The sequence below is a fragment of the Oceanibium sediminis genome (assembly GCF_003265325.1).
Lineage (GTDB): Bacteria > Pseudomonadota > Alphaproteobacteria > Rhodobacterales > Rhodobacteraceae > Halovulum > Halovulum sediminis.
The window spans coordinates 12,022-32,969 of the sequence record NZ_QGNX01000003.1 but is presented as its reverse complement, the minus strand read 5'-3'; the positions used below and the strand labels follow the sequence as shown (position 1 = coordinate 32,969).

Here is a 20,948-nt window from a genome sequence, read left to right as displayed (position 1 = left end):
GCGGATGGCGCGTTTCCTGCAGCTGACCGACCTGCACGTGGTGACCCGGGGCGCGCTGGCGTCCGGCGTGCTGGACACGCGGGCGCTTTTGCGCGCGGCGATCGACCGGCTGGTTGCACGCCTCGACGCGCTCGGCCCGCTCGACGCGGTGCTGCTCACGGGCGACATCAGCGACGACGGCAGCCCCGACAGCTACGCCTTCGCGCGCGCCGAGCTTGACCGCCTGCAGCTTCCCCTTCTGGCGATCCCGGGCAATCACGACGCGCGCGAGCCGATGCGCGCCGCTTTCGCCGATACGCCGGGAATGCCGGGAAGTGGGCTGGTCGACTGGACCGTCGATCTTGCCGGAACCCGCGTCATCGGGCTGGACACGCTCGTCGAAGGGCAAGGCGGGGGTAGGCTGCGCGCAGAAAGCCTGGCGCTGCTTGCCGATGCGCTGGACTGGCCCGGCCCGGTCGTGGTGGCGCTGCACCACCCGCCGCTGCACACGGGCATAAAGTTCATGGACGCCATCGGACTGGAGAATACCCCCGCGCTGGAAACGGTGCTTGGGAGCGCGCAAGCCGACGTCACGGTGATCGCCGGCCATGTTCACGGCGTCTATCACGGGCGGATCGGGCAGCACGCGGTGGCGACGGCCCCCGCGATCTGCAGCGCCTTCGCGCTGGACCGGCGGGACAGCGCGACGGTGGGGTTCCTTACCGGCCCGACAGGATGCGCGGTGATCGACACCGCCCCGGGCGGCGTCTGGAGCGCGCTGCCCCTCGACCCGGCCGAGGGCCCCTACCCGTTCTGAGCGGCACGCGCGGCCAACGCCGGCCGCGCTGCACCACCGATCACATCGTCCGTGGTAACCAGAGCGCGATGGCCGGGAACAGGATGATCAGCAGGAGCCGCACGATATCCGCCGCGAGGAATGGCATGATGCCGCGGAAGATGGTCCGAAGCGGGATATCTCGCCTGACCCCGTGCATGACGAAGACGTTGATGCCGATGGGCGGTGTGATCATGCCGATCTCGATCACCACGATCATCACGATGCCCCACCAGATCGGGTCGTATCCAAGCCCGACCGTCACCAGCGGAAACACGAAGGGCAGCGTGATCACCATGGCCGCGATGGAGTCGAAGATCGCGCCAAGGACGATATACATCAACGCCAGCATCATGATGACAAGCAGCGGCGCAAGATCGAGGCTGACAATACCTTCGATCAACGCCGAGGGAAGCTGGGTCAGGGTCACGAAGTTCGAAAAGATATGCGCCCCGATCAGGATGGTATAGAGCATCCCCACGCTGTAGGCGGTTTCGGCCACCGTCCGGCGCAGGCTGGCGCGGTCGAGCTTGCCGCGCGCGAAGGCGAAAAGCATCGTGACCAGAACACCGGCGGCGGCAGCCTCGGTCACGGTGAAAATCCCGCCGTATAGTCCGACCGTCATGATGCCGATGACGAGGATAATCCCCCATGTCGATAGCGCGACCCGCGCCGTTTGCCCCCAGGTTGCCCTTTCCCCCGCGGGGGCAAGGGCCGGGTTCCGGCGCACGACGACATAGATCGCAAGAATGTAGATCCCGATGGTCAGCAGGCCGGGAAGGATGCCGGCGATGAACAGGTCCACCACGAATTGCTCGGTCAGGAAGGCATAGATCAGCATGATCGAGGACGGCGGGATCAGCGAGCCCAGGGTTCCGCCCGCCGCGATGCTGCCCGCGCCAAGGCTCTGTGCATAGTTGCGGCTTTCCATTTCCGGCAGCGCGATACGCGCCATCGTCGCGGTGGTCGCGATGGAGGAGCCGCAGGCCGCCCCGAACCCGCCGCAACCGGCGATGGTCGCCACCGCCAGCCCGCCCTTTCGGTGACCGATCAGCGCGTTGGACAGGCGATAGAGGTCCCCCGCAAGCCCCGAAGTGCCCGCGAAGGCCCCCATCAGCAGGAACATCGGGATGATGACGAGTTCAGGGCTTGATATCGCGCCCGCCGTCTCGGTTCCGAACATGGCGATGGCGGCACTGAGGTTGCCCGTCAGTACGGCAAAGCCGATGACTCCTGCCATTGCCATGGCGATGCCGATCGGAACGTGCAAGGCGATCAGGCTCAGCATGCCGGCGAAGCCGAGAAGTCCAACGATAATGGGGTCCATGAATTCTATCCTCGGCTCTCGTTGCCGGTCTGGCCGTCAAGTTCGGGGTGGTCCGGCAGCAGGGGATTCCCTTGCCGAAGGTTCGCGACGGTTTCGAGCAGGACGAGGCACTGGATCGGCACACAGACCGCAAGAAGCAGGGAGGTCAGGAACCACGACGGCCAGGCCGGAATGTTCAGAAGCCAAGTGACCTGCTGGTTGTCGAAGATGTCCCAGGAATAGTCCCCGACGCGCCATACGATGCCGAGGATCACCAGCAAGGTCACCGCCTGTCCGAAGACTTCCACCGCCTGCCCCGCCCGCGTCGGAAGGCCCCGTCCGAGAAAGCGGATGGTGATGTTCTGCCGCGCTGCCAGCGCCGCCGGGAAACAGGAGGCCACGACCGGGGGCGTGACGATCTCGACCAGGTCGCTGAGGCCATAGATCGGTGCGTTGAACACGCCGCGCATGATCACGTCGGCGAAGGTAGCGACCGAAAGGATCAACAGGCCGAGCAAGCCGATCGCGGCGGCGTCCTCGCTTCGACGGAGCCACTTCAGGATCAGCGCGCTTGCCGACATCACGGCACCTCCTTCAGATGGAAAGGGCAAGGCGGTATTGTTGCGCCGCCTTGCCGGGGTTGGGTCGTTGCTGCGATCAGTTCTGCGCGCGGACGGATTCGAGGGCCGAAACCGCCTCTTCATAGAGGTTCACGCCGTTTTCGTTCGGCTGGTTCCATTCCTCAACCACGGGCTGAAGCAGGGCGCGGACCTCTTCGATCTGTTCATCCGTCCAAGTATACACGGTCTGCTCACTATCGGCGCTGATCTTGGCCTTGCTTTCTTCCTGCTGTTTGTCCAGCCCCTCGCCCAGGACGCGGGTGAACCACTCGCCAGAGTAAGTGTCAAAGGCTGCCTTGGCTTTCGGCGGCAGGTTTTCATAGGTGTCCCGACGCATCGGGAAGATCACCGCGACAGAGCCCAGCTTCAGGTCCCACATGTGATGCTTGGCGGCATCCGCGATACGGAAGTTGTAAAGGTTACCGGGCGCCATCATGGCCCCTTCGAGCAACCCGCGAGAGATGTTCTCGGCGATCTGCGGGGCCGCGACGTTGCCGACGGGCGTTGCGCCCAGCAAGCTGGCCATTTCGGTCTGGATCGGTCCGGCAACGCGCAGGCGCGTGCCCGAAATGTCATCCAGATTGGCGATCGGTTCGGCAGATGACAACGCGTAGGGCCCGGTCATGATGATCCCGACAAGCATCAGGTCCTCGAAGTCCGAAACCAGGCCTTTCTCGTACAGGCTGTATGCGGCGAGGCCGGCCTCGACGTTGGTTTCCGCCAGGAAGGGCAGTTCGAAAACCGACAGTTCGGGAAAACGGCCCGGGGTGTAGGCGACCACCACTTCGGCGATATCCGTGATCCCGTTTTCGACCATGGACAACTGCTGCACCGGGCTCTTGCCCAGCGAACCACCGGGGTAATGCTCGATCTTGAGCGTCCCTTCGGAGGCTTTCTCGACCGCTTCGATGAAAGCGGGAACGCTCACCCGGTTGTTCGCGCTCATCGGCGAGAAAGCGGAAGAGAATCGCAGAGTGGCCGTTTCCTGTGCGAGCGCGGGCGCACCGATGACCGCGACCGCAAGGCCCATCGCACCGGCTAGCTTTCTGAAATTCTGGATCATTCGTATCTCCCTGTCTGTTGGAAACGGGTGCCCGGAAGGCGTCCCCCCTCTGTCATCCGAGCCTTTTCCGGTCCGGAATTATTGACAAGTCTATGCTGGTATATACAATTTATGCAAACAAAAATTGCGTGGCCGCGCGAAAGGGACCAAAGTGAAAAGAAACACCGAAAAACAAAGCACGAGCCCAAGGCGGAGCAGAACGTGAAGACACCGGCCAAGATCTCCAGGATTCCCCTGAGTCGCCAGATCAAGAACTACATCCTTGACGGCATCTCAAGCGGGAACCTTTCCCCCGGCGACCGCATCCCTTCCGAGGCGGAACTGGCCAAGCATTTCTCCGCTTCGCGGATGACGGTCAATCGCGCCGTGTCGGAACTGACCGTGGAGGGGCGTCTCAACCGGGTTCAGGGTCTTGGCACCTTCGTGGCCGAGTTCAAGACGCTTGCCCCCCTGTTCGAGATCCGAAGCATCGCGCAGGAAATCGAAGATCAGGGCAAGGAGCATTCCAGCATCCTGCTTGAGGCACAGCGCGGCCCCGCGACAAAACAGGAAGCCGGCCGCCTGGAGGTCCCCCTGGGCGAGGACATCTTCAAGATCCAGGTGCTCCACCTCAGCGACGGGCATCCGATCCAGATCGAGGTCCGCCTCGTCGTGCCGAAATTCGCGCCGCTTTTCCTGGAGCAGGATTTCACCACCGTCACGGCCTCGGACTACTTGCAGAAGAACGTCATGTTCAGCGAGGTCGAGCACAAGGTTGACGCGATCTCGGCCGGACCCGAGATCAGCAAGCTGCTGGAAATCGAAGAAAATGCCCCCTGCCTAAGGTTGATTCGCCGCACCTGGCTGGGCGAGGACATCATCACCTACGTGCAACTGATCCACCCGGGCGAGATGTTCCGCTTCACCGGGCGTTTTTCCGGACCGCAGGCCGTAAGGGACATGCCGTGTTGATCGGCTGCACCCGCATGTACAACGTCACGCCCGGGGTTGCGGAACTCTGGCGCGCGTTGATCGAGCGCGCGGCCGACAGGGCGGGAATCCCGCTTGAGGTCATCGACTACCCCGCCCCGGCGCCGCTGGACGCCCTTTGGAGCAGGGATGACATGGGCTGCGTGTTCATGTGCGGCTGGCCGTTTCGCCGCTCGACCCACGATCCGCGAATCGTCGCGGCACCGGTGCCCGACACGGCCCTTTGCAGCGGCCCGACCTATTGCACGGTCATGGTAGTAAGGGCCGACTCTGCCCATCAGAGTCTTGAGGATACTTTCGGCGGGCGCATCGCCTGGACCGATGAAGGGTCCCATTCGGGGTTCAACGCGCCGCGCAGGATGCTGCTGGCCCATCGAAAAGACGGGCAGCCCCTCTATCGTGAAAGCATCGGGCCCGTCGTCACACCCCGCGCATCGCTCAACTCCGTGATCGAGGGACGGGCAGACATCGCGCCGGTGGACAGCTACTTCCACCAGTTGCTGGAACGGCATGAGCCCGAGACGGCAGCGAAGCTGCGGGTCGTGGCGCGGACCGATTGTGCGCCGATGCCCGTGCTGACGGCGGCACGGGCCGTCCCGGCAGAAACCGCCGAGGCCCTCGGCCGCGCCCTGGAAGGGGCCGCCGGCGATCCGGCTAGCGCTGCCTTGCTACGAGACCTTTGCCTCAGCGGTTTCGAGCGGGTCCCCGACCCCGAGCGCTACGCCCTGACCGAAACCTGGGATGAGGAAGCGCGCCGCGCCGGATATCACCGGCCCGGCTGAGCGAGGCGCGGGGCGCGTGCTACGGCCCGCCGCGGCAACAGCACGCGGCGGTAACCGGAATATCCGCGCGCGCCTGCGCGATTTTCAGCTTCTGGGCGACCAGCGCCGCCTCTGTGTTCGCGCCACGTTCGGTGAGGCATTCCAGCAACCCCTTCAGCGCCCAGATATTGTCGGGGTGCTGGACGCAGCGCGCGACTTCGTCGCTGAGACCGAGGTCGGCGCGATAGACTGCCTCGGCCTCGGCCAGGTGGCCCTGTTCGGCCAGAAGCGCGCCAAGCGCGTGGCGCGGCGGATGCATCCAGGCCCAAGGCTCCGTATAGGCCAGGTTGTCATCGCGCTCGGCAGCCAGGCGCAGGGCGCGGAACGCCTGCTCATAGTTGCGCTTGCGGTACTCCAGCTCCCCCTCAAGCATGGCCACGCCCACGGCGAGCATGTCCACGATGGGATTGCTGAGGAAGATGGCGTCCGGCGGGATTGCGGCAATCGCCTTGTCCAGGCGTCGCTGCGCGTCCTCGGCCGCGTCAATCCGGCCCAACGCGGCATTCGCCACCCCCTGGCCATAGGCATGCATGGCCGCGCGGATCGGCGTCAGCTCCGGGTTCTGCGGGGCCGGTTCGGCGACCAGCTCGTGCCATTTCCCGAAACGCACGTGAACATGGGTGCGCATGGCGGAATACCCGTCAAGGATCGCCGCCATGAAGGGAAAGCTCTTGCCGATCAGGTCTGGCGTTGCGGTCGTGCAGATCCTGTCCGCCGCGTGCAGCGCATCGCCGTAGTGCCCCAGCATCATTGCTGCAAACATCAGCAGGTGCAGGTCATGGCAACGTGCCGTGGTATAGAAATTCGCCGCCCCCCGCACAGCAACGTAGCGGTCATCCACCGCTACCGCCCGCTTGCTGACGGCGACCGACTGGGCATAGTCCCCGCACTGCACGTAGATATGCGCCGGCATGTGATGGAAATGCCCCTCGTCCCGGGCGATTGAGGACATCGTGTCAGCGGCAATCAGGGCGGCCTCGGGGTCCTGGGACATTTCCAGCGCGTGCATGTACATGTGCAGCACGCCGGGATGCGGGGGGCCGCCCTGCACGTCCATCTGCTTCAGCGCGCGTTCAAGCACGCCGCAGCACTCCACGATATCCGCGCCCGGCATGGGCACCCCGGTGCGGATGTCCCAAAGCTTGCGCGGGTTGCGGGTGACCGCCGCCTCGACAAAAAGCGCGGCAATGTCCAGGTCTTCGGGGAAGCTTCGGTGCGCCGCGCGCATGGCGTCAGTGTAGCTGTCGTGCCAGCGGGACAACTCCTCCAAGGGGGCGGCCGCCGCCCGGGGATAGCGCAGGACAATCGCCTGGATCAGCGCCTGTTCGGTCAGCGTCGCCCCGCCTGACAGGGCCACCGCCCTGGACGCCGCATCATGGCAGACCGGTAGGGTCGCCGCCACTTCCCGCGGAGTGAACCGAATCCAGGGCCGATTGTAGAAGGGCCCGCTTGCATAGGCGATGCCCCACCAAGCCATGGCACAGCCCGGGTCGTGGCGCAGAGCCTCGTGGAAGCAGAAGACCGCCTCTTCGTGGTTGTAGCCGTAGGTCCATGCCAGGCCACGATCGAACCAGACCTGCGCCTGTGGCGAAGCGGTCGTGATCTCTCTCCGCCAGGCGTTGAGGTCGAACTCGTAGTCCTGCGCCATCGCCACCCCCGTTACCTAAAACGCAGCTTCTGGCCGATTCCGAGCCGCGCCGCCTTCTCCACCATCGCCGCGCCAAGGGCCACGTCGGTGCTGGAAAGCCCCCGGTGCCAGAACAGGATGGTCTCATCATCGGATTCCCGTCCCGGCTTCTTGCCGGCGACGACATCCCCCATCTCGGCGTAGAGCGTTTGTTCGGTCAGCTTGCCTTCGTCCACGTGACGGCGCAACGATCCGTAGGGGCGGCCCGGGCCACACTGCCCCCAGTCATCGACCAGGATCTTGTCCATGATGTCTGTCAGGTCGAACTCGACCGCGCTCATGGTGCCATAGGGTACGACGTAGGCGCCCTTCTTGATCCAGGCCGTCTTGAACATCGGCTCGGGGGCAGGCAGGCGTGTTGCCTCGACCATGATGTCAGCGCCCTCAAGGCAATCCTGCCAGTTGTCGGTCACGATCACCTTCTTGCCGAGGTCACGCTCCAGGCGCGCGCCGAAGGCATCCCGGCTTTCCGGGCGGCGGGAATGGACACGGATTTCCTCGAAATCGAAAAGGTGATCCATCAGGCGGATATTCCAGTAGGAGGTACCACGTGTGCCGACGTGGCCAAGGATCTTGCTGTCCTTGCGCGCGAGGTATTTCGCACCGATCGCGGTGACGGCGCCGGTGCGCATCTCGGTGATGGCGGTGGCGTCCACGATCGCCTTGGGAATGCCGGTTTCCGGATCGAAGAGGTTGAGCACCGCCAGCTCCGACGGCAGCCCCTGCTTGTAGTTGTCCACGAAGTCGCCGACCACTTTCACACCGGCCACGCCCAGCGGCTTCACGTAGCCGCGCAACACGTTGAAATGCCCCTTCTCGGACGTCTCGGGGACAAGGTGCACACGGGGTTCGATCACGGTTTCGCCGCGGCCCTGCGCCGCGAGGCATGTTTCCACCGCCGCCAGGATTTCCTGGTCGGTCAGCTCAAGCGCCTCGACGTCGGGGTAGTTCAGATAGTCGATCCAGATCTCGGACATAAGCTCGGGTCCTCCGCTTTTCGGGCGGCCCGCCCTGCGATCAGCCGCCGCCCGGACCGTTCCTGTTGACGGCATCAGCGTATCGTTTATACATATATATACAAGTTGTTTTTTCCCTTGCAGGAGGTAGCCTTGGAAACCGGAACCAAAGACGGGCGTGGCCTTCTGGACGGCATTCGCATCGTCGATTTCTCGCGCGTGCTGGCGGGCCCTTATTGTTCGGCCCTTCTGGGCGACCTTGGGGCCGAAATCATCAAGGTTGAACCGCCGCAGGGCGACGACCAGCGCGTGATGGGCGTTATCCGCGATGGCGAAAGCGTCAATTTCGCGCTGCTCAACCGGGGCAAGAAGAGCATATGCCTCGATCTCAAGGACCCTGGAGGGCTTGAAACGGCCCGGCGCCTGGCCGCTACCGCCGACGTGGTGCTGGAGAATTTTCGCCCCGGTGTCGCGGCGCGGCTGGGCATTTCCTACGATGACCTGCGAGCGGAAAAGCCGGACCTGATCTATTGCTCCATCTCCGGGTTCGGGCAGGAGGGGCCGCTCTCCAAACGACCGAGCTATGACGTGATCGCACAGGCGATGAGTGGGCTGATGAGCATCACCGGCGCGGTCGACGGGCCGCCGATGCTGGTGGGTGACTCCGTGGCGGATGTAAGCGCGGGCATATTCGCGGCCTTTGGCATTGCAATCGCCCTGTTCCACCGCGAACGCAGCGGCGAAGGCCAGTATCTTGACGTCGCGATGCTCGATACCCTGCTGACGATGATGCCCACGGCGCTGTCACGGTATCAGGGCCTCGGGGAAGCGCCGATGCGCCATGGCAACAGGCACCCCCTGACCGAGCCTTTCGGGGCCTATGCGGCCAAGGACGGGCATTTCATCGTGGCGGTGGCGAACAACCAGCTTTTCGCCCGGCTTTGCGAGGCCATCGGCCAGCCCGGCTGGGCAGAGGAGCCCCGGTTCGCCAGTGTCCAGAGTCGTACCGCGAATCGCGATGCGATCGCCCGCGGGCTGGAAGAATGGGCCGCCGAACGGAGCGTCGAAGAGGTGGTCGAGACCCTTCTGGCCGCCAGGATCCCCAGCTCTCCGATCTGGGACCTGGCGGAGGCGGCCGAGAGCGAACATTGCCGCGCGCGCGGCGTATTCCGCCCGCTTGACCATGACGTTTTCGACACGTTGCGCACCCCCGAACAGCCGGTGCATTTCGCCGGGCGCCCGCGCGGCGTACCCACGCGGGCCCCGGCCCTCGGTGGGGAAACCGAAGCGATCCTGCGGGACTTGTCCGACCGGCGAGAAGTGGGGGGAGAAGAGGCATGAGATACGCATTTTCCGACGCCGACACGGCATTCCGCGAGGATGTTCGCGCGTTTCTGGGCGAAAACCTGCCAGCCGATATAGCGCGCAAAGCCGAAAGCGGCCAACGGCTGGAGAAGGCCGATTTCCAGCGCTGGGAAAAGATCCTTGCCACCCGCAACTGGCTGACGGTCGGCTGGCCAGCGGATCAGGGCGGCCCCGGCTTCACCGCGACCCAGCGCTACCTTTTCGAACAGGAATACAGCGCGCTGCCGACGCCCCGGCTGAAGCAGTTCGGCATCGGCATGGTGGGGCCCGTCATCTATACCTTCGGCAACGAAGCCCAGAAACAACGCTTTCTGCCCGGTATCCGGGAAAGCCGCGACTGGTGGTGCCAGGGGTTCTCGGAACCCGGCGCGGGGTCTGACCTGGCGGCGCTCAGCACCTCGGCCAAGCGCGACGGCGATCATTACGTCGTCAATGGGCAGAAGGTCTGGACCACCTATGCGCAATGGGCTGACTGGATGTTCTGCCTTGTCCGCACCGATGCTGACGCGAAGAAGCAGGCGGGCATCACCTTCCTGCTGATCGACATGAAAAGCCCCGGCGTCACCGTGCGCCAGATCCCGATGATGGACGGCGACAAGGAACTGAACGAGGTCTTCCTCGAGGATGTGCGCGTCCCCGTTGAGAACCGCGTGGGAGAGGAAAACCGGGGCTGGACCTATGCCAAGTTCCTGCTCTCGCATGAGCGGCTGAACATGTCCAACGCCGCCCGCTCGCGTCGCCAGCTCAACCGGCTGCGCGCCCAGGCTAGCGCGGCGCCGAATCCGTTGCGCTCCGAGCGGGACCGGATCGCCACCCGCCTCGCGACGCTGGACGTGGAGCTGTCGGCCCTTGAGCTGATGGAGCTGCGCATCCTCAGCGCGCTCAACGCCGGGCGTGACATCGGCGCGGACGCCGCCAAGCTGAAACTGCGCGGCACCGAGATCGCGCAGGCCCTCTCGCGGCTCGCGCTGGAGATGGCGGCACCTGTCGAGGGGCTTTCGCTGGACCAGGGCTGGCTGAACGGCGCGGAAGATGGCGTGCCGGGCGCCGCGATGGCTGAATATCTCAACCTGCGCAAGCTGAGCATATGGGGCGGCTCTAACGAGATCCAGCGCACCATCCTCGCCCGTTCGCTGCTCGATCTTTGAGGAGAGCGTCATGGATTTCGAACTGAATGAAGATGAAGCGCTGGTCGCGGAAATGGCGGGTAAGTTCGCGGCCGCCTGCACGCCGGGTGACAGCCATTGGAGCGCGTTGGCCGACATGGGCTGGTTCGGGTGTCACCTTCCTGCCGACACCGGCGGCTCGGGGCTGGGCATGGCCGGCGCGTCGATCCTTGGCGAGGCGATGGGCCGTGCCTGCCTGACCGACGGCTACATTGGCCACGCCATCATCGGGGCGGGCGCGCTTGCCGGCGCACCCGACCGCGCCGCACTGCTTGAGGCGGCGATCACCGGGACCACCCGGCTTGGCGCGGCGCTGATCGAGCCGGACCGTCGGCACGATCTGACCCGCCCCGCGACCACCGCGACGCCTGTTGACGGCGGATACCGGATCGACGGGATAAAGGCCCCGGCGCTGCACTGTCGGGGGGCGGATCATATCGTGATCAGCGCTTCGATCAGCGCGGAGCCCGCGCTTTTCCTGCTACCCCCCGATGCTGCGGGAATAGCCCTGACCCAGATCCCAGGACCGGACGGCCGCGATCTGGCCCGGCTGAAACTGACCGGGGTGATCCTGTCGGAGAGCCATCGCATAGACGCGCCCTCCGACCTGCTCGCGCGCCTGGAAATGGCGTTCCTGATTGCGCTGGCGGCGGAATCCTGCGGCGCGATGCAGCAACTGGTGCAAATGACCGGCGCGTACCTGGAAACACGCCAGCAATTCGGCCGCCCGATCGGCAGCTTCCAGGCGCTTCAGCACCGGCTGGCGGACATGCATGTGGCGCTGGATGAGGCGCGCTCACTCATGCTGGCGGCGGCAATGGCCGCCGATGCGAACGCGCCCGAAGCCGCGCTCATCACCCGCAAGGCGTGGATCCAGTGCGGCTGGTCGGCCCGGCGCATCGCCGAAGAGGCGGTGCAGATGCATGGTGCGATCGGTATGACCTCGGAATGCCAGGTCGCGCATTTCGTGAAGCGCCTGACAGCGAACGAACTGGTTGGCGGGCACCCTGGACTGCATCTCGGCGTGCTGTCCGCGATGGCCTGAACGCGGGGAACCACCGCCCGCCTTGGTCGCGGCGTGCATGAGCCAGTCCCGCCTCCTGGGGCTGGCCGGTTCTGTCGTTCCAGCTACAGATACCGGACACAGCGCCGCTACCCAGGGTAGCGGACAGCTGACCGCCCAGCGCATTTTCGAAACCGAGGGAAAGCTCCCCCTCCCCGAGTTGAAGCTTCTGGCCCGGCACGGGGTTGCCAAGCCGGCATGTGCGGAATCCAAAAACCTGGTTGGCCGAGATGCTCAGGGGCACAGGGTTTTCCACGTGGGATTGATGACCAAAAGGAAATCCGGAAAATCCCGCGTCGAAACCATTGAAACATGCCGCGCAATTCGCCTGAAACGCACCGGGCCTAGAACTCCTGCTCACAGGGACGGCGACACCCGCCGCCCGCACACCTCGACAGAGCCAAGGAGCAAGACCCAATGACCACCGAAACACTCGAGAAGCCCGCAAAGATCGCGATGAACGGCGTGGATGTCCCCACGTTCCTCGCCACCCTGGGCGCCGTGGGCGAGACGCCCGCGATTGCCGACTTCACCTTCCGCGCCAAGGGCGAATGGGTGAACGGCACGCATTCCCGCGCCACCTTCCCCGGCTTCTTCGGCGCGATGGCCGAGCAGCCCCACCGCCAGGATTACGCCGTCGATGTCGATCATCCGCAGGTGCTCTGCGGGGCCGACAACGGCCCCACCCCGGTGGAGATGGTCCTCGCCGCGCTTTCGGCCTGTATCACGGCTGGTATCGGCAACATCGCCTCGATCCGCCAGGTGAAGCTGCGCCGCGTCGCGACTGCCGTCGAGGGGGATATCAACCTGAACGGCATCCTCGGCCTCGACAAGACGGTGCGCAACGGCTTCTCCGGCATCCGCATGACCGTGACCATCCAGGGCGATGCCCCGCGCGAAGAGCTTGAGAAGATCGTCCGCCAGTCCGTCGCCCGCTCGGCGGTCTACGACATCCTGACCAACGGCGTGGCGATCGATATCGCCGCCGACGCCGCCTGACGTCGCAGCGGGCCGGCCTGGCGCCGGCCCGCGCCCCGAACCCCTTCGACATGAAAAAGGAACAGACCGATGAAAACCACCTATCCCACCACCCTGGCCCAGCGCGTGATGAGAATACCCCGCCCCGGCGAGAGGATTCCGCCGCACCAGGCCTTCATCGCCTGGTGGCACAACCGCGACCGCTGAACCACCCCACGTCTCCCCCTTCCATGCCGCCCGCAGCCCCGTGCCGCGGGCGGCTTCCGTTTGCGAGGGCGTTGCGCGGACTGAAACCTTTGAAACCCGTTTCGGCGCGGGTCGCGACACGGGTGAAACGCGGCCCGCCCATGATCCCCCGAGCAACACCTTTTCAGGAGCTTGACGGATGCAACGACACACGGGCGCGATCATCATCGGCGCAGGCCAGGCCGGGCTGGCCCTCAGCCGCAGCCTGACGCTGCGCGGCGTGGAGCATGTGCTCCTGGAACGCGGCCGCCCGGGCGAGCGCTGGCATTCCGAGCGGTGGCCCGGCCTTCGCCTTCTGACGCCGGACTGGATGAACCGCCTGCCCGGCATGGCACCCCCAAAGGCCCCATCCGGCTTCATGCACGCCACCGCCTTCGCCGCGACGCTCGACGCCTATGCCCAGCGCCACGCCGCCCCGGTGGAGACGGGGTGCGAGGTGACATCCCTCAGCCATGACGACGGCTGCTTTCGCGTCGCCACAAGCCGGGGCGACTGGAGCGCACCGGCGGCGGTCATCGCCAGCGGCGCCTGCGACCAGGCGGCGGTGCCCGCATGGGCCACCGAGCTTCCCGCGGATATCGAACAGCTTGCCACCACCCGCTATCGCGGCGCCGAGGGGCTGGACCCGGGCGGCGTGCTGGTCGTCGGGGCCTCGGCCACCGGCGTGCAGATTGCGGCGGAAGTGCGCGCCTCGGGGCGCAAGACGGTCCTCGCGGTCGGGCGGCACGTCCGCTCGCCCCGCCGCTACCGGGGCAAGGACGTTTTCGAGTGGCTCGAGCTGGCCGGCTTCCTGAGCGACCCGCGCCCCTTCGGCGTTTCCGCCGAGAAGCTGATGTCCCTGCCCTCGATGCAGCTGACCGGCAGCAGCGGCGGGCGCGCCATCGGGCTCGCCACCCTCGCCGAGGCGGGGATCCGCGTGGTCGGACGCGCGCTGGACGCCGCAGGGCACAGCATCCGCCTGGGCACCGACCTGCCGGACGAGATCATCCGGGCCGAGGCCCGCCGCCAGACGCTGCTGCGCGTGATCGACCATCACGTCGCGCTGGCGGGGCTGCGCGCCCCGGAAGACCCCGGCGCTTGGGCCCCGCCCGCGCCGATCCCCGCCGGCCCGGCCCGGCTGGACCTGCGGGCCGACGGGATACGCACGGTGATCTGGGCCACCGGCTTTCGCCGGCGCTATCCCTGGCTGCACCTGCCCGTGCTCGATGCGCGGGGCGAGCTGATCACCGACGGCGGCGTCACGCCGGTGCCAGGGCTTTTCGCCCTCGGCCTGCCGTACATGCGCCACCGAAGCTCGGCCTTCATCCACGGCGTCGGGCGCGACGCCGACGCCATTGCCGCGCGCATTCACGCGCAAATTGCCCTTCCCCGACACCTGGCCGCCTGAAAGGAGCCGATATGACCAACCGTATTTCCCCTGATGTCATCGTGGTTGGCGCGCGCTGCGCCGGGGCCGCGACCGCCATGCTGCTCGCCCGACGCGGGCTGCGTGTGCTTGTTGTCGATCACGCCCGCCCGGGCAGCGACACCATGTCGACCCATGCGCTGATGCGCGGCGCGGTCATGCAACTGAACCGATGGGGCGTGCTCGACGCGGTCATCGACGCGGGCACCCCGGCGGTGCGCCAAACGCGCTTTGTCTACGACGGGACGGCGTTCGATATCGACCTGTCCGGCGACGGCGGGACCGACGCGCTATACGCGCCGCGCCGCTGGCTGCTGGACAGCCTGCTGGTGGACGCCGCGCGGCAGGCCGGTGCCGAGGTGCGCTTCGAGACCGGCTGCAAGGCCCTGCTGTTCGACGAGTCCGGCGCGGTCTGCGGCGTGCGGTTGCGCGACCGGACCGGGCAGGAAGAGGATATCCACGCGCCGCTGGTGATCGGCGCGGACGGGCGCAACTCCGTCGTCGCGCGGCAGGTGAACGCCGCCACGCGGCAGCGCGGGACGCATGGATCAGCCTGCGTCTACCAGTATGTTTCGGGCGTTCCGCAACGGGGCTATCGCTGGCACTTCGCGCAGCCGACCTCCGGTGGGATCATTCCGACGAACGCCAGGTTGTCCTGCGTGTTCCTGACCGTAGCGTCTGACACACTGGGCGATGCCCGAAGCACGTCGATCCAGGACATGGCCAAGCGCCTCCTGCCGTCGATGGCCGAGGACATGGGCGACGCCGTCGCGGAGACGCGGCAGGTCGCCTTCCGGGGGCAGCCCGGCTACCTGAAGCAATCCGACGGGCCCGGCTGGGCGCTGGTGGGGGACGCGGGGTATTTCCGCGACCCGATCACCGCGCATGGCATCAGCGACGCCCTTCGCGACGCCGAACTGCTGGCGAATGCGATCACCTCCGGAATGATGCACGGCTATACCGCCCAGCGCGATGCCCTGTCGCAGGACATCCTCGACCTGAGCGACCGGATCGCCGCGCATGACTGGTCGATGCCCGAGTTGCAGGCGCTGCACTTCGAGCTCAACCGGGCGATGAAGGCGAACCAGGCGGTGATCGCGGGACTGGACCAGCAGCACGCCCGCGCCGCCTGAGGCGTGCGCGATGGACAGGAACAAGGGCCCGGCGCGACCTCGCGCCGGGCCTTTGGCGTGCGAGCGGCCCGCTTTCCAAACGCCGCCAAACCGGACAAAAAAAAGACCCGCCAGAACGGCGGGCCAGTCAGGGAGGGATGCGGAATGTCGGCGGGGCGGGCCTAAAGGCGATAGGTCCGGCCCGTGATATGGTCCACTTCAAGGCCCGCATCGCGGGCCACGGCGGTCGGCAGGTGTTTCGTGACCCGGTAGGCTTGGCGTTCCTGGCGGCGCTTTTGCAGCGCGTCGTAGAGTTGGTTCAGTTCCTTCATGGCAGCGTTCCTTGGCTTGCGTTTCGATACCAGCACTATCGCCCGCCAAGGTTTCAGCCTGTTGTCGGGCCGCCGCCCGTCGCGTTTCCTTTGCATCGCCGTTCGCGCGAACCCGAAACAATTGAAACAATCGCGGGCAGCAAGTGAAACACGCCTGTTACTTGAAACGCCTCTCATATTCGGCACGAGTTCATGAAATCCTTGCCTGAAAGGCCCTTCTGCGCCCATGCTGGATACATTCTGCAGTATTCCCGTTTCCAGACACATGGCCCAACGGGGCCAAAGCGAGGGCGCAATGGAACAGACATTGTTTGAGCGTTACGGCGGTTTCTCGGTGGTCAGCAGGATCGTGCTCGACCTCTATGAACGACTTCTGGACGATGACGACGTGGGCCCGTTCTTCGACGACATCGACATGGCGCGCATCGTCGATCACCAGACCAAGTTCCTGTCATCCCTGATGGGCGGCCCCGCCTCTTATACCGAGGATCAGATCCGCAAGATGCACGCACGCCTCGACATCAACGACGTGCATTTCGACAAGCTCGAAGCGATCCTGCGCCAGACCCTCAGCGATCACGGCGTGTCGCAACAGGACCAGGACACCATCGTCGGCGCCTTCGAGTCGCGCCGCAGCCTGGTGGTGGAGAAGGCCCCATGACCATCGCCGCCATAAACGAACAGCTTCTGCGCGCCATCGGCGTCGGCGTCGCGCTGCTCGACCTCGACAGCTTCCGCCTGCGGTTCTGCAACGACACCTTCCGCGAATGGTTCGGCGAGATCGAGATCGGCGGCGAGTTGCTGGACCTGTTCGCAGGCTTCGATGCGGACAAGCTGCGCGAGGGGCTGGACACCGAGGGGCGTTATACCACCGAAACCACCTTCCGTCTGCGCCGCCGCACGATGACCATCGCCATGTCCTTCAACCGCGCGCTGGACGACGGAGAGGCGATCGCGGTGCTGGTCTGCCAGAACATCTCACGCATCAAGGAGCTGGAGTCGATGATCGATTCCTATTCCATGATGGTCGAGCGCAACACCCGCGAGATCAAGCGCGAGAAGGAGCAGGTCGAAAAGCTGCTGCTGAACATGATGCCCCGCTCCGTCTACGAGGAATACAAAACCTTCGGCGTGGTGACGCCCCGGCTGTACGAGCCGGTCTCGGTCGTGTGCATCGACTTCATCGGCTTCGCGGAAATGGTTAGCGCCCATGACCCGGCGGTGATCGTCAGCGAGCTGAACGACATCTACACCGCATTCGATCGGATCGGAGAGCAGTTCGGCTGTGCGCGCATCCGCGCCGTGGGCGATCTTTACATCGCCGTCGCCGGCATGCCCGACCCGGCCGAAGACCACGCCCAATCCGCCGCCAATGCCGCGATCCGCTTCCTGCGCTACCTGTCTCAGCGCAACACCTCGCACCAGATCCAGTGGACCTGCCGCGTCGGCATGGCGTCGGGCTCGGTCGTGGGCTCGGTCGTGGGGGTGCAGAAATACATCTACGACGTGTTCGGCCCCGCCGTCATCCATGCCAGCCGCCTGCGCTATCACGCGCGGCCCATGAAGATCGTCGGCAACGCGGCGCTGGTGGAACAGCTGGGCAGCCAGTTCGCCATCAGCGACGCCGGAACCCTGGCCCTGTCGGAGGGCGAAGAAGAACCGGCCTTCGCTATCGAGGCCGAGGTTCGCACCTTGCAGGACAGCTGACCATGGGGGGCCTGCCAGACACCCGCCCACCCCACCAGGGCCCGCACGGCGGGGAGGCGGATGTCCTCGCGGACCTGATGGACGCGCTGTCCGAGGGGCTGGCCGTGTTCGACGAAAACGCCACCCTGCTGCGCTTCAACGCCGCGTTCCGGAAGATGAACCCGGTGATCGCGGATATTCTCTCGGAGGGGTTGAGCTGGGACATCCTGCTGCGCGAATGGGTGGTCCGCCAGGGCCTGCCCGCCGAAACCGTCGAGCGCCTGTCCTTCATGGAGGCCCGCCTGGCCGAGGGCGACTGGATGGTCACCCCGCTGGAGGTGGAACAGGGCGGGAGCGCCTATGAGCTGACCTTGCGACAGACAGCAGCGGGCGGGCTGGTGCTGGTCCAGACCGACATCACCGAACGGCGCTTGATGGAGGAAAACGAGCGCGCCGCCGACCAGCTTGTGCGCAAGGTTCTGGAATCCTGCCCCGCGAACATCATCATGTCGCGCGTCGGCGACGGAGAGATCATCTACCGCACCCCCGCCGCGACCGAGCTTCTGGGCACCGCGCGCCAGACCCACGCGCATTTCGCCTCACGCGATGAGCGGGCGGATTTCATCACCGCCCTGCTGCCCGAGGGGCGCGTCGACGACATGGCGATCACCGGCATCCGCGCCGATGGCGCGCGCTTCCCCAGCATGGTGTCCGCGCGGCTGATCCACTACCGGGGGGAGGATGTGCTGGTGTCCACCACGGTCGATATCTCCAAGGAGGTAGAGTTGCGCCGCAGGCTTGCCGATCAGCGCGAGCAGATCTTCCAGGCGGAAAAGATGTCGGCCCTGGGTGAGCTTCTGGCCGGTGTCGCGCATGAGCTGAACAACCCGCTGTCGGTCGTCGTCGGCCATGCGCTGATGCTGCGCGACGAGACGACGGACCCGGAGACCCTGCGCCGGGTGGAAAAGATCAGCGAGGCGGCGGAGCGGTGCACCAAGATCGTGAAAAGCTTCCTCGCGATGGCGCGCCAGCAACCGGCCAGGCTGGTGCCCATCGATCTTGCCGAAACGGCAGAGCTGGCGCTGGATGCGCTGGCGCACAGCGCCGAAGGCATCCGCGCCGAGGTGCTGACCGACATGCCCATTGGCCTGCCGAAAGTCCGGGGCGATGCGCATCAATTGGCGCAGGTGATCATCAACCTCGTCACGAATGCCGACCAGGCGATCCGCGAAAGCGGCTCCGGCGGGCGGATCGAATTGTCGCTGCGCCATGACGCGGGGGCAGACGCGATGGTGCTGACGGTCGCCGACGATGGCCCCGGCATCCCGGACAAGCTGCGCAACCGCATCTTCGATCCGCTGTTCACCACCAAGCCTGTCGGCTCGGGCACGGGGATCGGGCTGGCGCTGTGCCACCGGATCGTCACGGCCCACGCCGGGCGCATCCGCGTCGCCCCCGATCGCGGCGCGGGCGCGACGCTCATCGTGGAGCTGCCCACCACGCAGGACCAGGTCAGCGGCATCGTGGACACCGCCCGACTGGTCACGCGCGAAACCCGGGGCCGCATCCTTGTGATCGACGACGAGGCGGACGTCTCGGACCTGATCCGCGAAATCCTCGCCCGCGACGGTTTCGAGGTGGAAGTCGCCAACAGCGGCGAAAGCGGGCTGGAACGTGCCGAGGCCAGCGATTTCGCGGTGATCCTGTCGGATCTCAACATGCCGGGGCTGGACGGGCGGGGCTTTTACGAACGCCTTCTGCGCAGCCGCCCCGCTCTGGCCCGCCGCGTCGGCTTCGTGACCGGCGACACGATGAGCCCGCAGGCGCGCGGCTTTCTTGACGGGGTGAACCGCCCCTTCCTGGAAAAGCCGATCTCCCCCGCTGAATTGCGCAAGCTGGTGCACTCCATGCTGCAAGAGGACGCTGAAAAGCCATGAGCGACCATATCCTGATCTGCGACGACGAGGCGGACCTGCGCGAGATGCTGGCCGAATACCTTGGCAAGCGCGGCTTTAACACGACGATGGCCGCCAACGCCGAGGAGTTGCGCGCGCAGCTCGCGGATGAGCGCCCGGACCTGATCCTGCTCGACATCAACATGCCGGGGGAAGACGGGCTGTCGGTGCTGCGCGGCCTGCAAGGGCCCGATGCGCCGCTGGTCATCATGCTGACCGCCGCCGGAGAGGTGGTGGACCGTGTCGTGGGCCTGGAAATGGGCGCGGACGACTACCTGGCCAAGCCCGTGGACCTGCGAGAGCTGGCCTCCCGCATCAAGGCGGTGCTTCGGCGCAGGACCATTACCGCCCCCAAGGCTGAGGCGGAAACCGGGCGCACGCGCTTTCGCTTCGGCAAGACCTGGTTCGACCTGGAGGCCGCTAAGCTGATCGGCGAGGACGGCAACGAACTGCCCCTGACGTCCATGGAATTCAACCTGCTGAAGCTGTTCGCGCGCAACAAGGGGCGCGTGCTGAACCGCGACCAGATCCTTGAAGGCGCGCATGACCGCGCCTGGGATCCGTTCGACCGCTCGATCGATATCCGCATCTCGCGCATCCGCAAGAAGATCGAGGTGAACCCCTCCAAGCCCGAGGTGATCCGCACCGTGCGCGGTGTCGGCTACATCTACGACCCCGGCTGAAACAACTGAAACGCAAGCCCGCGCCGCCCGACACACGGCGGAAATGCGGCGCGTACAGATTGGCGGCATCACCTTCAACAAAGGATGCCACCGATGAGCCTTTCCCCTGACGACATCCGCGATCTTCGCGTCACCTGGGCCCTTGTCGCCAAGGACGCCGAAGGCGCGACCACCGCCTTCTATGAAGAGCTGTTCCGCATTGCGCCCCGGCTGCGCCCGCTGTTCGCGGGGGCCGACCTGAAAGCGCAGGGCCGCAAACTCGCGTCGGCCATCGGCCTTGTCGTGCGCCACGCCGACAACTTGGCCCCGGTGCTCGGCCCCCTGCGCGACATGGGCGCGCGCCACACCGGCTACGGCGTGCGCGCGGCGGATTACGACGCCGTCGGCCAGGCCCTGATCGCCACGCTGCAAGCCGGGCTTGGCCCCGCGCTCACCCCGAGGGCCCGCAACGCCTGGATCACCGCCTATTCCGCCGTGGCCGGCGCCATGCAGGCCGGCGCCGCGGACCTAGCCCGCGAAAGCGCCTGAGCCCCCGGCGAGGAGAGTTCCCATGACCCCGACACCCCGCACCCTGCCCCGGACCACGCTGACCGCGCCTGCCCGCCTGAAGAGCGCGCGCCCCGCCAAACTGACCCGCACGCGGCTTACTCTTGGCGCCGGCACCCTGTCCGCCGCCGTCTTCCTGCACTGCATCGTGCCGCTGCTTTGACCCATTGAGACC

At 66.0% G+C, this 20,948-nt stretch carries 21 protein-coding genes; 15 read left to right on the top strand and 6 right to left on the bottom strand.

Annotation, left to right across the window (positions count from 1 at the left end; genetic code table 11):
- The first annotated feature begins 4 nt into the window (after positions 1-4).
- On the top strand, positions 5-796 hold the full coding sequence (locus DJ029_RS08715) for a phosphodiesterase (RefSeq protein WP_112322049.1): 792 nt from the start codon (positions 5-7) through the stop codon (positions 794-796).
- Between the two features lie 40 nt (positions 797-836).
- Here DJ029_RS08715 and DJ029_RS08710 read toward each other — a convergent pair whose 3' ends face one another.
- From DJ029_RS08710 to DJ029_RS08700, 3 genes are all read right to left on the bottom strand, one after another.
- A complete protein-coding gene (locus tag DJ029_RS08710) occupies positions 837-2,141 on the bottom strand; it encodes a TRAP transporter large permease (protein WP_112322048.1) in 1,305 nt (434 codons plus the stop codon).
- A 5-nt stretch (positions 2,142-2,146) separates the two neighbouring features.
- Entirely contained in the window at positions 2,147-2,701 is a 555-nt protein-coding gene (locus tag DJ029_RS08705; protein WP_157966320.1) for a TRAP transporter small permease, read from the bottom strand.
- A gap of 76 nt (positions 2,702-2,777) precedes the next feature.
- Complete coding sequence (locus tag DJ029_RS08700) at positions 2,778-3,803, bottom strand: TRAP transporter substrate-binding protein (protein WP_112322046.1); 1,026 nt, start codon at positions 3,801-3,803, stop codon at positions 2,778-2,780.
- Between the two features lie 201 nt (positions 3,804-4,004).
- On the opposite strand from DJ029_RS08700, the gene hutC reads away from it, so the two are divergent.
- Both hutC and DJ029_RS08690 read left to right on the top strand, forming a co-directional pair.
- Positions 4,005-4,754 (top strand): histidine utilization repressor, encoded by a 750-nt coding sequence (hutC, locus tag DJ029_RS08695; RefSeq protein ID WP_157966319.1) that lies wholly within the window; start codon positions 4,005-4,007, stop codon positions 4,752-4,754.
- On the top strand, positions 4,748-5,554 hold the full coding sequence (locus DJ029_RS08690) for a phosphate/phosphite/phosphonate ABC transporter substrate-binding protein (protein ID WP_112322044.1): 807 nt from the start codon (positions 4,748-4,750) through the stop codon (positions 5,552-5,554). The genes hutC and DJ029_RS08690 overlap by 7 nt, the downstream gene beginning before the upstream one ends.
- A gap of 19 nt (positions 5,555-5,573) precedes the next feature.
- On the opposite strand, the gene DJ029_RS08685 is transcribed toward DJ029_RS08690, so the two are convergent.
- A complete protein-coding gene (locus tag DJ029_RS08685) occupies positions 5,574-7,241 on the bottom strand; it encodes a tetratricopeptide repeat protein (RefSeq protein WP_112322043.1) in 1,668 nt (555 codons plus the stop codon).
- An 11-nt stretch (positions 7,242-7,252) separates the two neighbouring features.
- Positions 7,253-8,257 carry an ornithine cyclodeaminase family protein gene (locus DJ029_RS08680; protein WP_112322042.1) on the bottom strand — a complete coding sequence of 335 codons (1,005 nt, stop codon included), beginning with the start codon at positions 8,255-8,257 and terminating at the stop codon, positions 7,253-7,255.
- A 132-nt stretch (positions 8,258-8,389) separates the two neighbouring features.
- Here DJ029_RS08680 and DJ029_RS08675 point away from each other — a divergent pair, with 132 nt between their 5' ends.
- The 6 genes from DJ029_RS08675 to DJ029_RS08650 all read left to right on the top strand — a co-directional run bounded on the left by DJ029_RS08675 (position 8,390) and on the right by DJ029_RS08650 (position 15,592).
- The gene (locus DJ029_RS08675; RefSeq protein ID WP_198671098.1) at positions 8,390-9,577 is read left to right on the top strand and encodes a CaiB/BaiF CoA transferase family protein; all 1,188 of its coding nucleotides are present in this window, start codon (positions 8,390-8,392) and stop codon (positions 9,575-9,577) included.
- Entirely contained in the window at positions 9,574-10,749 is a 1,176-nt protein-coding gene (locus tag DJ029_RS08670) for an acyl-CoA dehydrogenase family protein (RefSeq protein WP_112322041.1), read from the top strand. The genes DJ029_RS08675 and DJ029_RS08670 overlap by 4 nt, the downstream gene beginning before the upstream one ends.
- A gap of 10 nt (positions 10,750-10,759) precedes the next feature.
- Positions 10,760-11,812 (top strand): acyl-CoA dehydrogenase family protein, encoded by a 1,053-nt coding sequence (locus DJ029_RS08665; protein ID WP_112322040.1) that lies wholly within the window; start codon positions 10,760-10,762, stop codon positions 11,810-11,812.
- A 435-nt stretch (positions 11,813-12,247) separates the two neighbouring features.
- On the top strand, positions 12,248-12,829 hold the full coding sequence (locus DJ029_RS08660) for an OsmC family protein (protein WP_112322039.1): 582 nt from the start codon (positions 12,248-12,250) through the stop codon (positions 12,827-12,829).
- 364 nt (positions 12,830-13,193) lie between these two features.
- The gene (locus tag DJ029_RS08655) at positions 13,194-14,441 is read left to right on the top strand and encodes a flavin-containing monooxygenase (RefSeq protein ID WP_112322038.1); all 1,248 of its coding nucleotides are present in this window, start codon (positions 13,194-13,196) and stop codon (positions 14,439-14,441) included.
- Positions 14,442-14,452: 11 nt separating this feature from the next.
- Complete coding sequence (locus tag DJ029_RS08650) at positions 14,453-15,592, top strand: NAD(P)/FAD-dependent oxidoreductase (RefSeq protein WP_112322037.1); 1,140 nt, start codon at positions 14,453-14,455, stop codon at positions 15,590-15,592.
- A 161-nt stretch (positions 15,593-15,753) separates the two neighbouring features.
- Here the strand turns inward: DJ029_RS08650 and DJ029_RS21725 are convergent, their stop codons facing one another.
- On the bottom strand, positions 15,754-15,903 hold the full coding sequence (locus tag DJ029_RS21725) for a hypothetical protein (RefSeq protein ID WP_157966318.1): 150 nt from the start codon (positions 15,901-15,903) through the stop codon (positions 15,754-15,756).
- A gap of 295 nt (positions 15,904-16,198) precedes the next feature.
- Between DJ029_RS21725 and DJ029_RS08645 the strand changes: the two genes are divergently transcribed.
- The 6 genes from DJ029_RS08645 to DJ029_RS21720 all read left to right on the top strand — a co-directional run bounded on the left by DJ029_RS08645 (position 16,199) and on the right by DJ029_RS21720 (position 20,936).
- The gene (locus DJ029_RS08645) at positions 16,199-16,564 is read left to right on the top strand and encodes a group I truncated hemoglobin (protein WP_112322036.1); all 366 of its coding nucleotides are present in this window, start codon (positions 16,199-16,201) and stop codon (positions 16,562-16,564) included.
- Positions 16,561-17,610 carry an adenylate/guanylate cyclase domain-containing protein gene (locus DJ029_RS08640; RefSeq protein ID WP_112322035.1) on the top strand — a complete coding sequence of 350 codons (1,050 nt, stop codon included), beginning with the start codon at positions 16,561-16,563 and terminating at the stop codon, positions 17,608-17,610. Before DJ029_RS08645 ends, DJ029_RS08640 begins: the two co-directional genes overlap by 4 nt.
- 2 nt (positions 17,611-17,612) lie before the next feature.
- A complete protein-coding gene (locus DJ029_RS08635; protein WP_112322034.1) occupies positions 17,613-19,526 on the top strand; it encodes a hybrid sensor histidine kinase/response regulator in 1,914 nt (637 codons plus the stop codon).
- The gene (locus DJ029_RS08630; RefSeq protein WP_112322033.1) at positions 19,523-20,227 is read left to right on the top strand and encodes a response regulator; all 705 of its coding nucleotides are present in this window, start codon (positions 19,523-19,525) and stop codon (positions 20,225-20,227) included. Before DJ029_RS08635 ends, DJ029_RS08630 begins: the two co-directional genes overlap by 4 nt.
- 93 nt (positions 20,228-20,320) lie before the next feature.
- The gene (locus tag DJ029_RS08625; protein WP_157966317.1) at positions 20,321-20,755 is read left to right on the top strand and encodes a globin domain-containing protein; all 435 of its coding nucleotides are present in this window, start codon (positions 20,321-20,323) and stop codon (positions 20,753-20,755) included.
- Positions 20,756-20,777: 22 nt separating this feature from the next.
- Entirely contained in the window at positions 20,778-20,936 is a 159-nt protein-coding gene (locus tag DJ029_RS21720; protein WP_157966316.1) for a hypothetical protein, read from the top strand.
- The last annotated feature ends 12 nt before the right edge of the window (positions 20,937-20,948 follow it).

Coding starts and splice junctions, on each gene's coding strand:
- DJ029_RS21725 (WP_157966318.1), bottom strand. CDS start 15,903: ATGAAGGAACTGAACCAACTCTACGACGCGCTGCAAAAGCGCCGCCAG.
- DJ029_RS08630 (WP_112322033.1), top strand. CDS start 19,523: ATGAGCGACCATATCCTGATCTGCGACGACGAGGCGGACCTGCGCGAG.
- DJ029_RS08635 (WP_112322034.1), top strand. CDS start 17,613: ATGGGGGGCCTGCCAGACACCCGCCCACCCCACCAGGGCCCGCACGGC.
- DJ029_RS08705 (WP_157966320.1), bottom strand. CDS start 2,701: ATGTCGGCAAGCGCGCTGATCCTGAAGTGGCTCCGTCGAAGCGAGGAC.
- DJ029_RS08670 (WP_112322041.1), top strand. CDS start 9,574: ATGAGATACGCATTTTCCGACGCCGACACGGCATTCCGCGAGGATGTT.
- DJ029_RS08660 (WP_112322039.1), top strand. CDS start 12,248: ATGACCACCGAAACACTCGAGAAGCCCGCAAAGATCGCGATGAACGGC.
- DJ029_RS08680 (WP_112322042.1), bottom strand. CDS start 8,257: ATGTCCGAGATCTGGATCGACTATCTGAACTACCCCGACGTCGAGGCG.
- DJ029_RS08650 (WP_112322037.1), top strand. CDS start 14,453: ATGACCAACCGTATTTCCCCTGATGTCATCGTGGTTGGCGCGCGCTGC.
- DJ029_RS08645 (WP_112322036.1), top strand. CDS start 16,199: ATGGAACAGACATTGTTTGAGCGTTACGGCGGTTTCTCGGTGGTCAGC.
- DJ029_RS08625 (WP_157966317.1), top strand. CDS start 20,321: ATGAGCCTTTCCCCTGACGACATCCGCGATCTTCGCGTCACCTGGGCC.
- DJ029_RS08640 (WP_112322035.1), top strand. CDS start 16,561: ATGACCATCGCCGCCATAAACGAACAGCTTCTGCGCGCCATCGGCGTC.
- DJ029_RS21720 (WP_157966316.1), top strand. CDS start 20,778: ATGACCCCGACACCCCGCACCCTGCCCCGGACCACGCTGACCGCGCCT.
- DJ029_RS08655 (WP_112322038.1), top strand. CDS start 13,194: ATGCAACGACACACGGGCGCGATCATCATCGGCGCAGGCCAGGCCGGG.
- DJ029_RS08685 (WP_112322043.1), bottom strand. CDS start 7,241: ATGGCGCAGGACTACGAGTTCGACCTCAACGCCTGGCGGAGAGAGATC.
- DJ029_RS08700 (WP_112322046.1), bottom strand. CDS start 3,803: ATGATCCAGAATTTCAGAAAGCTAGCCGGTGCGATGGGCCTTGCGGTC.
- DJ029_RS08715 (WP_112322049.1), top strand. CDS start 5: ATGGCGCGTTTCCTGCAGCTGACCGACCTGCACGTGGTGACCCGGGGC.
- DJ029_RS08665 (WP_112322040.1), top strand. CDS start 10,760: ATGGATTTCGAACTGAATGAAGATGAAGCGCTGGTCGCGGAAATGGCG.
- DJ029_RS08710 (WP_112322048.1), bottom strand. CDS start 2,141: ATGGACCCCATTATCGTTGGACTTCTCGGCTTCGCCGGCATGCTGAGC.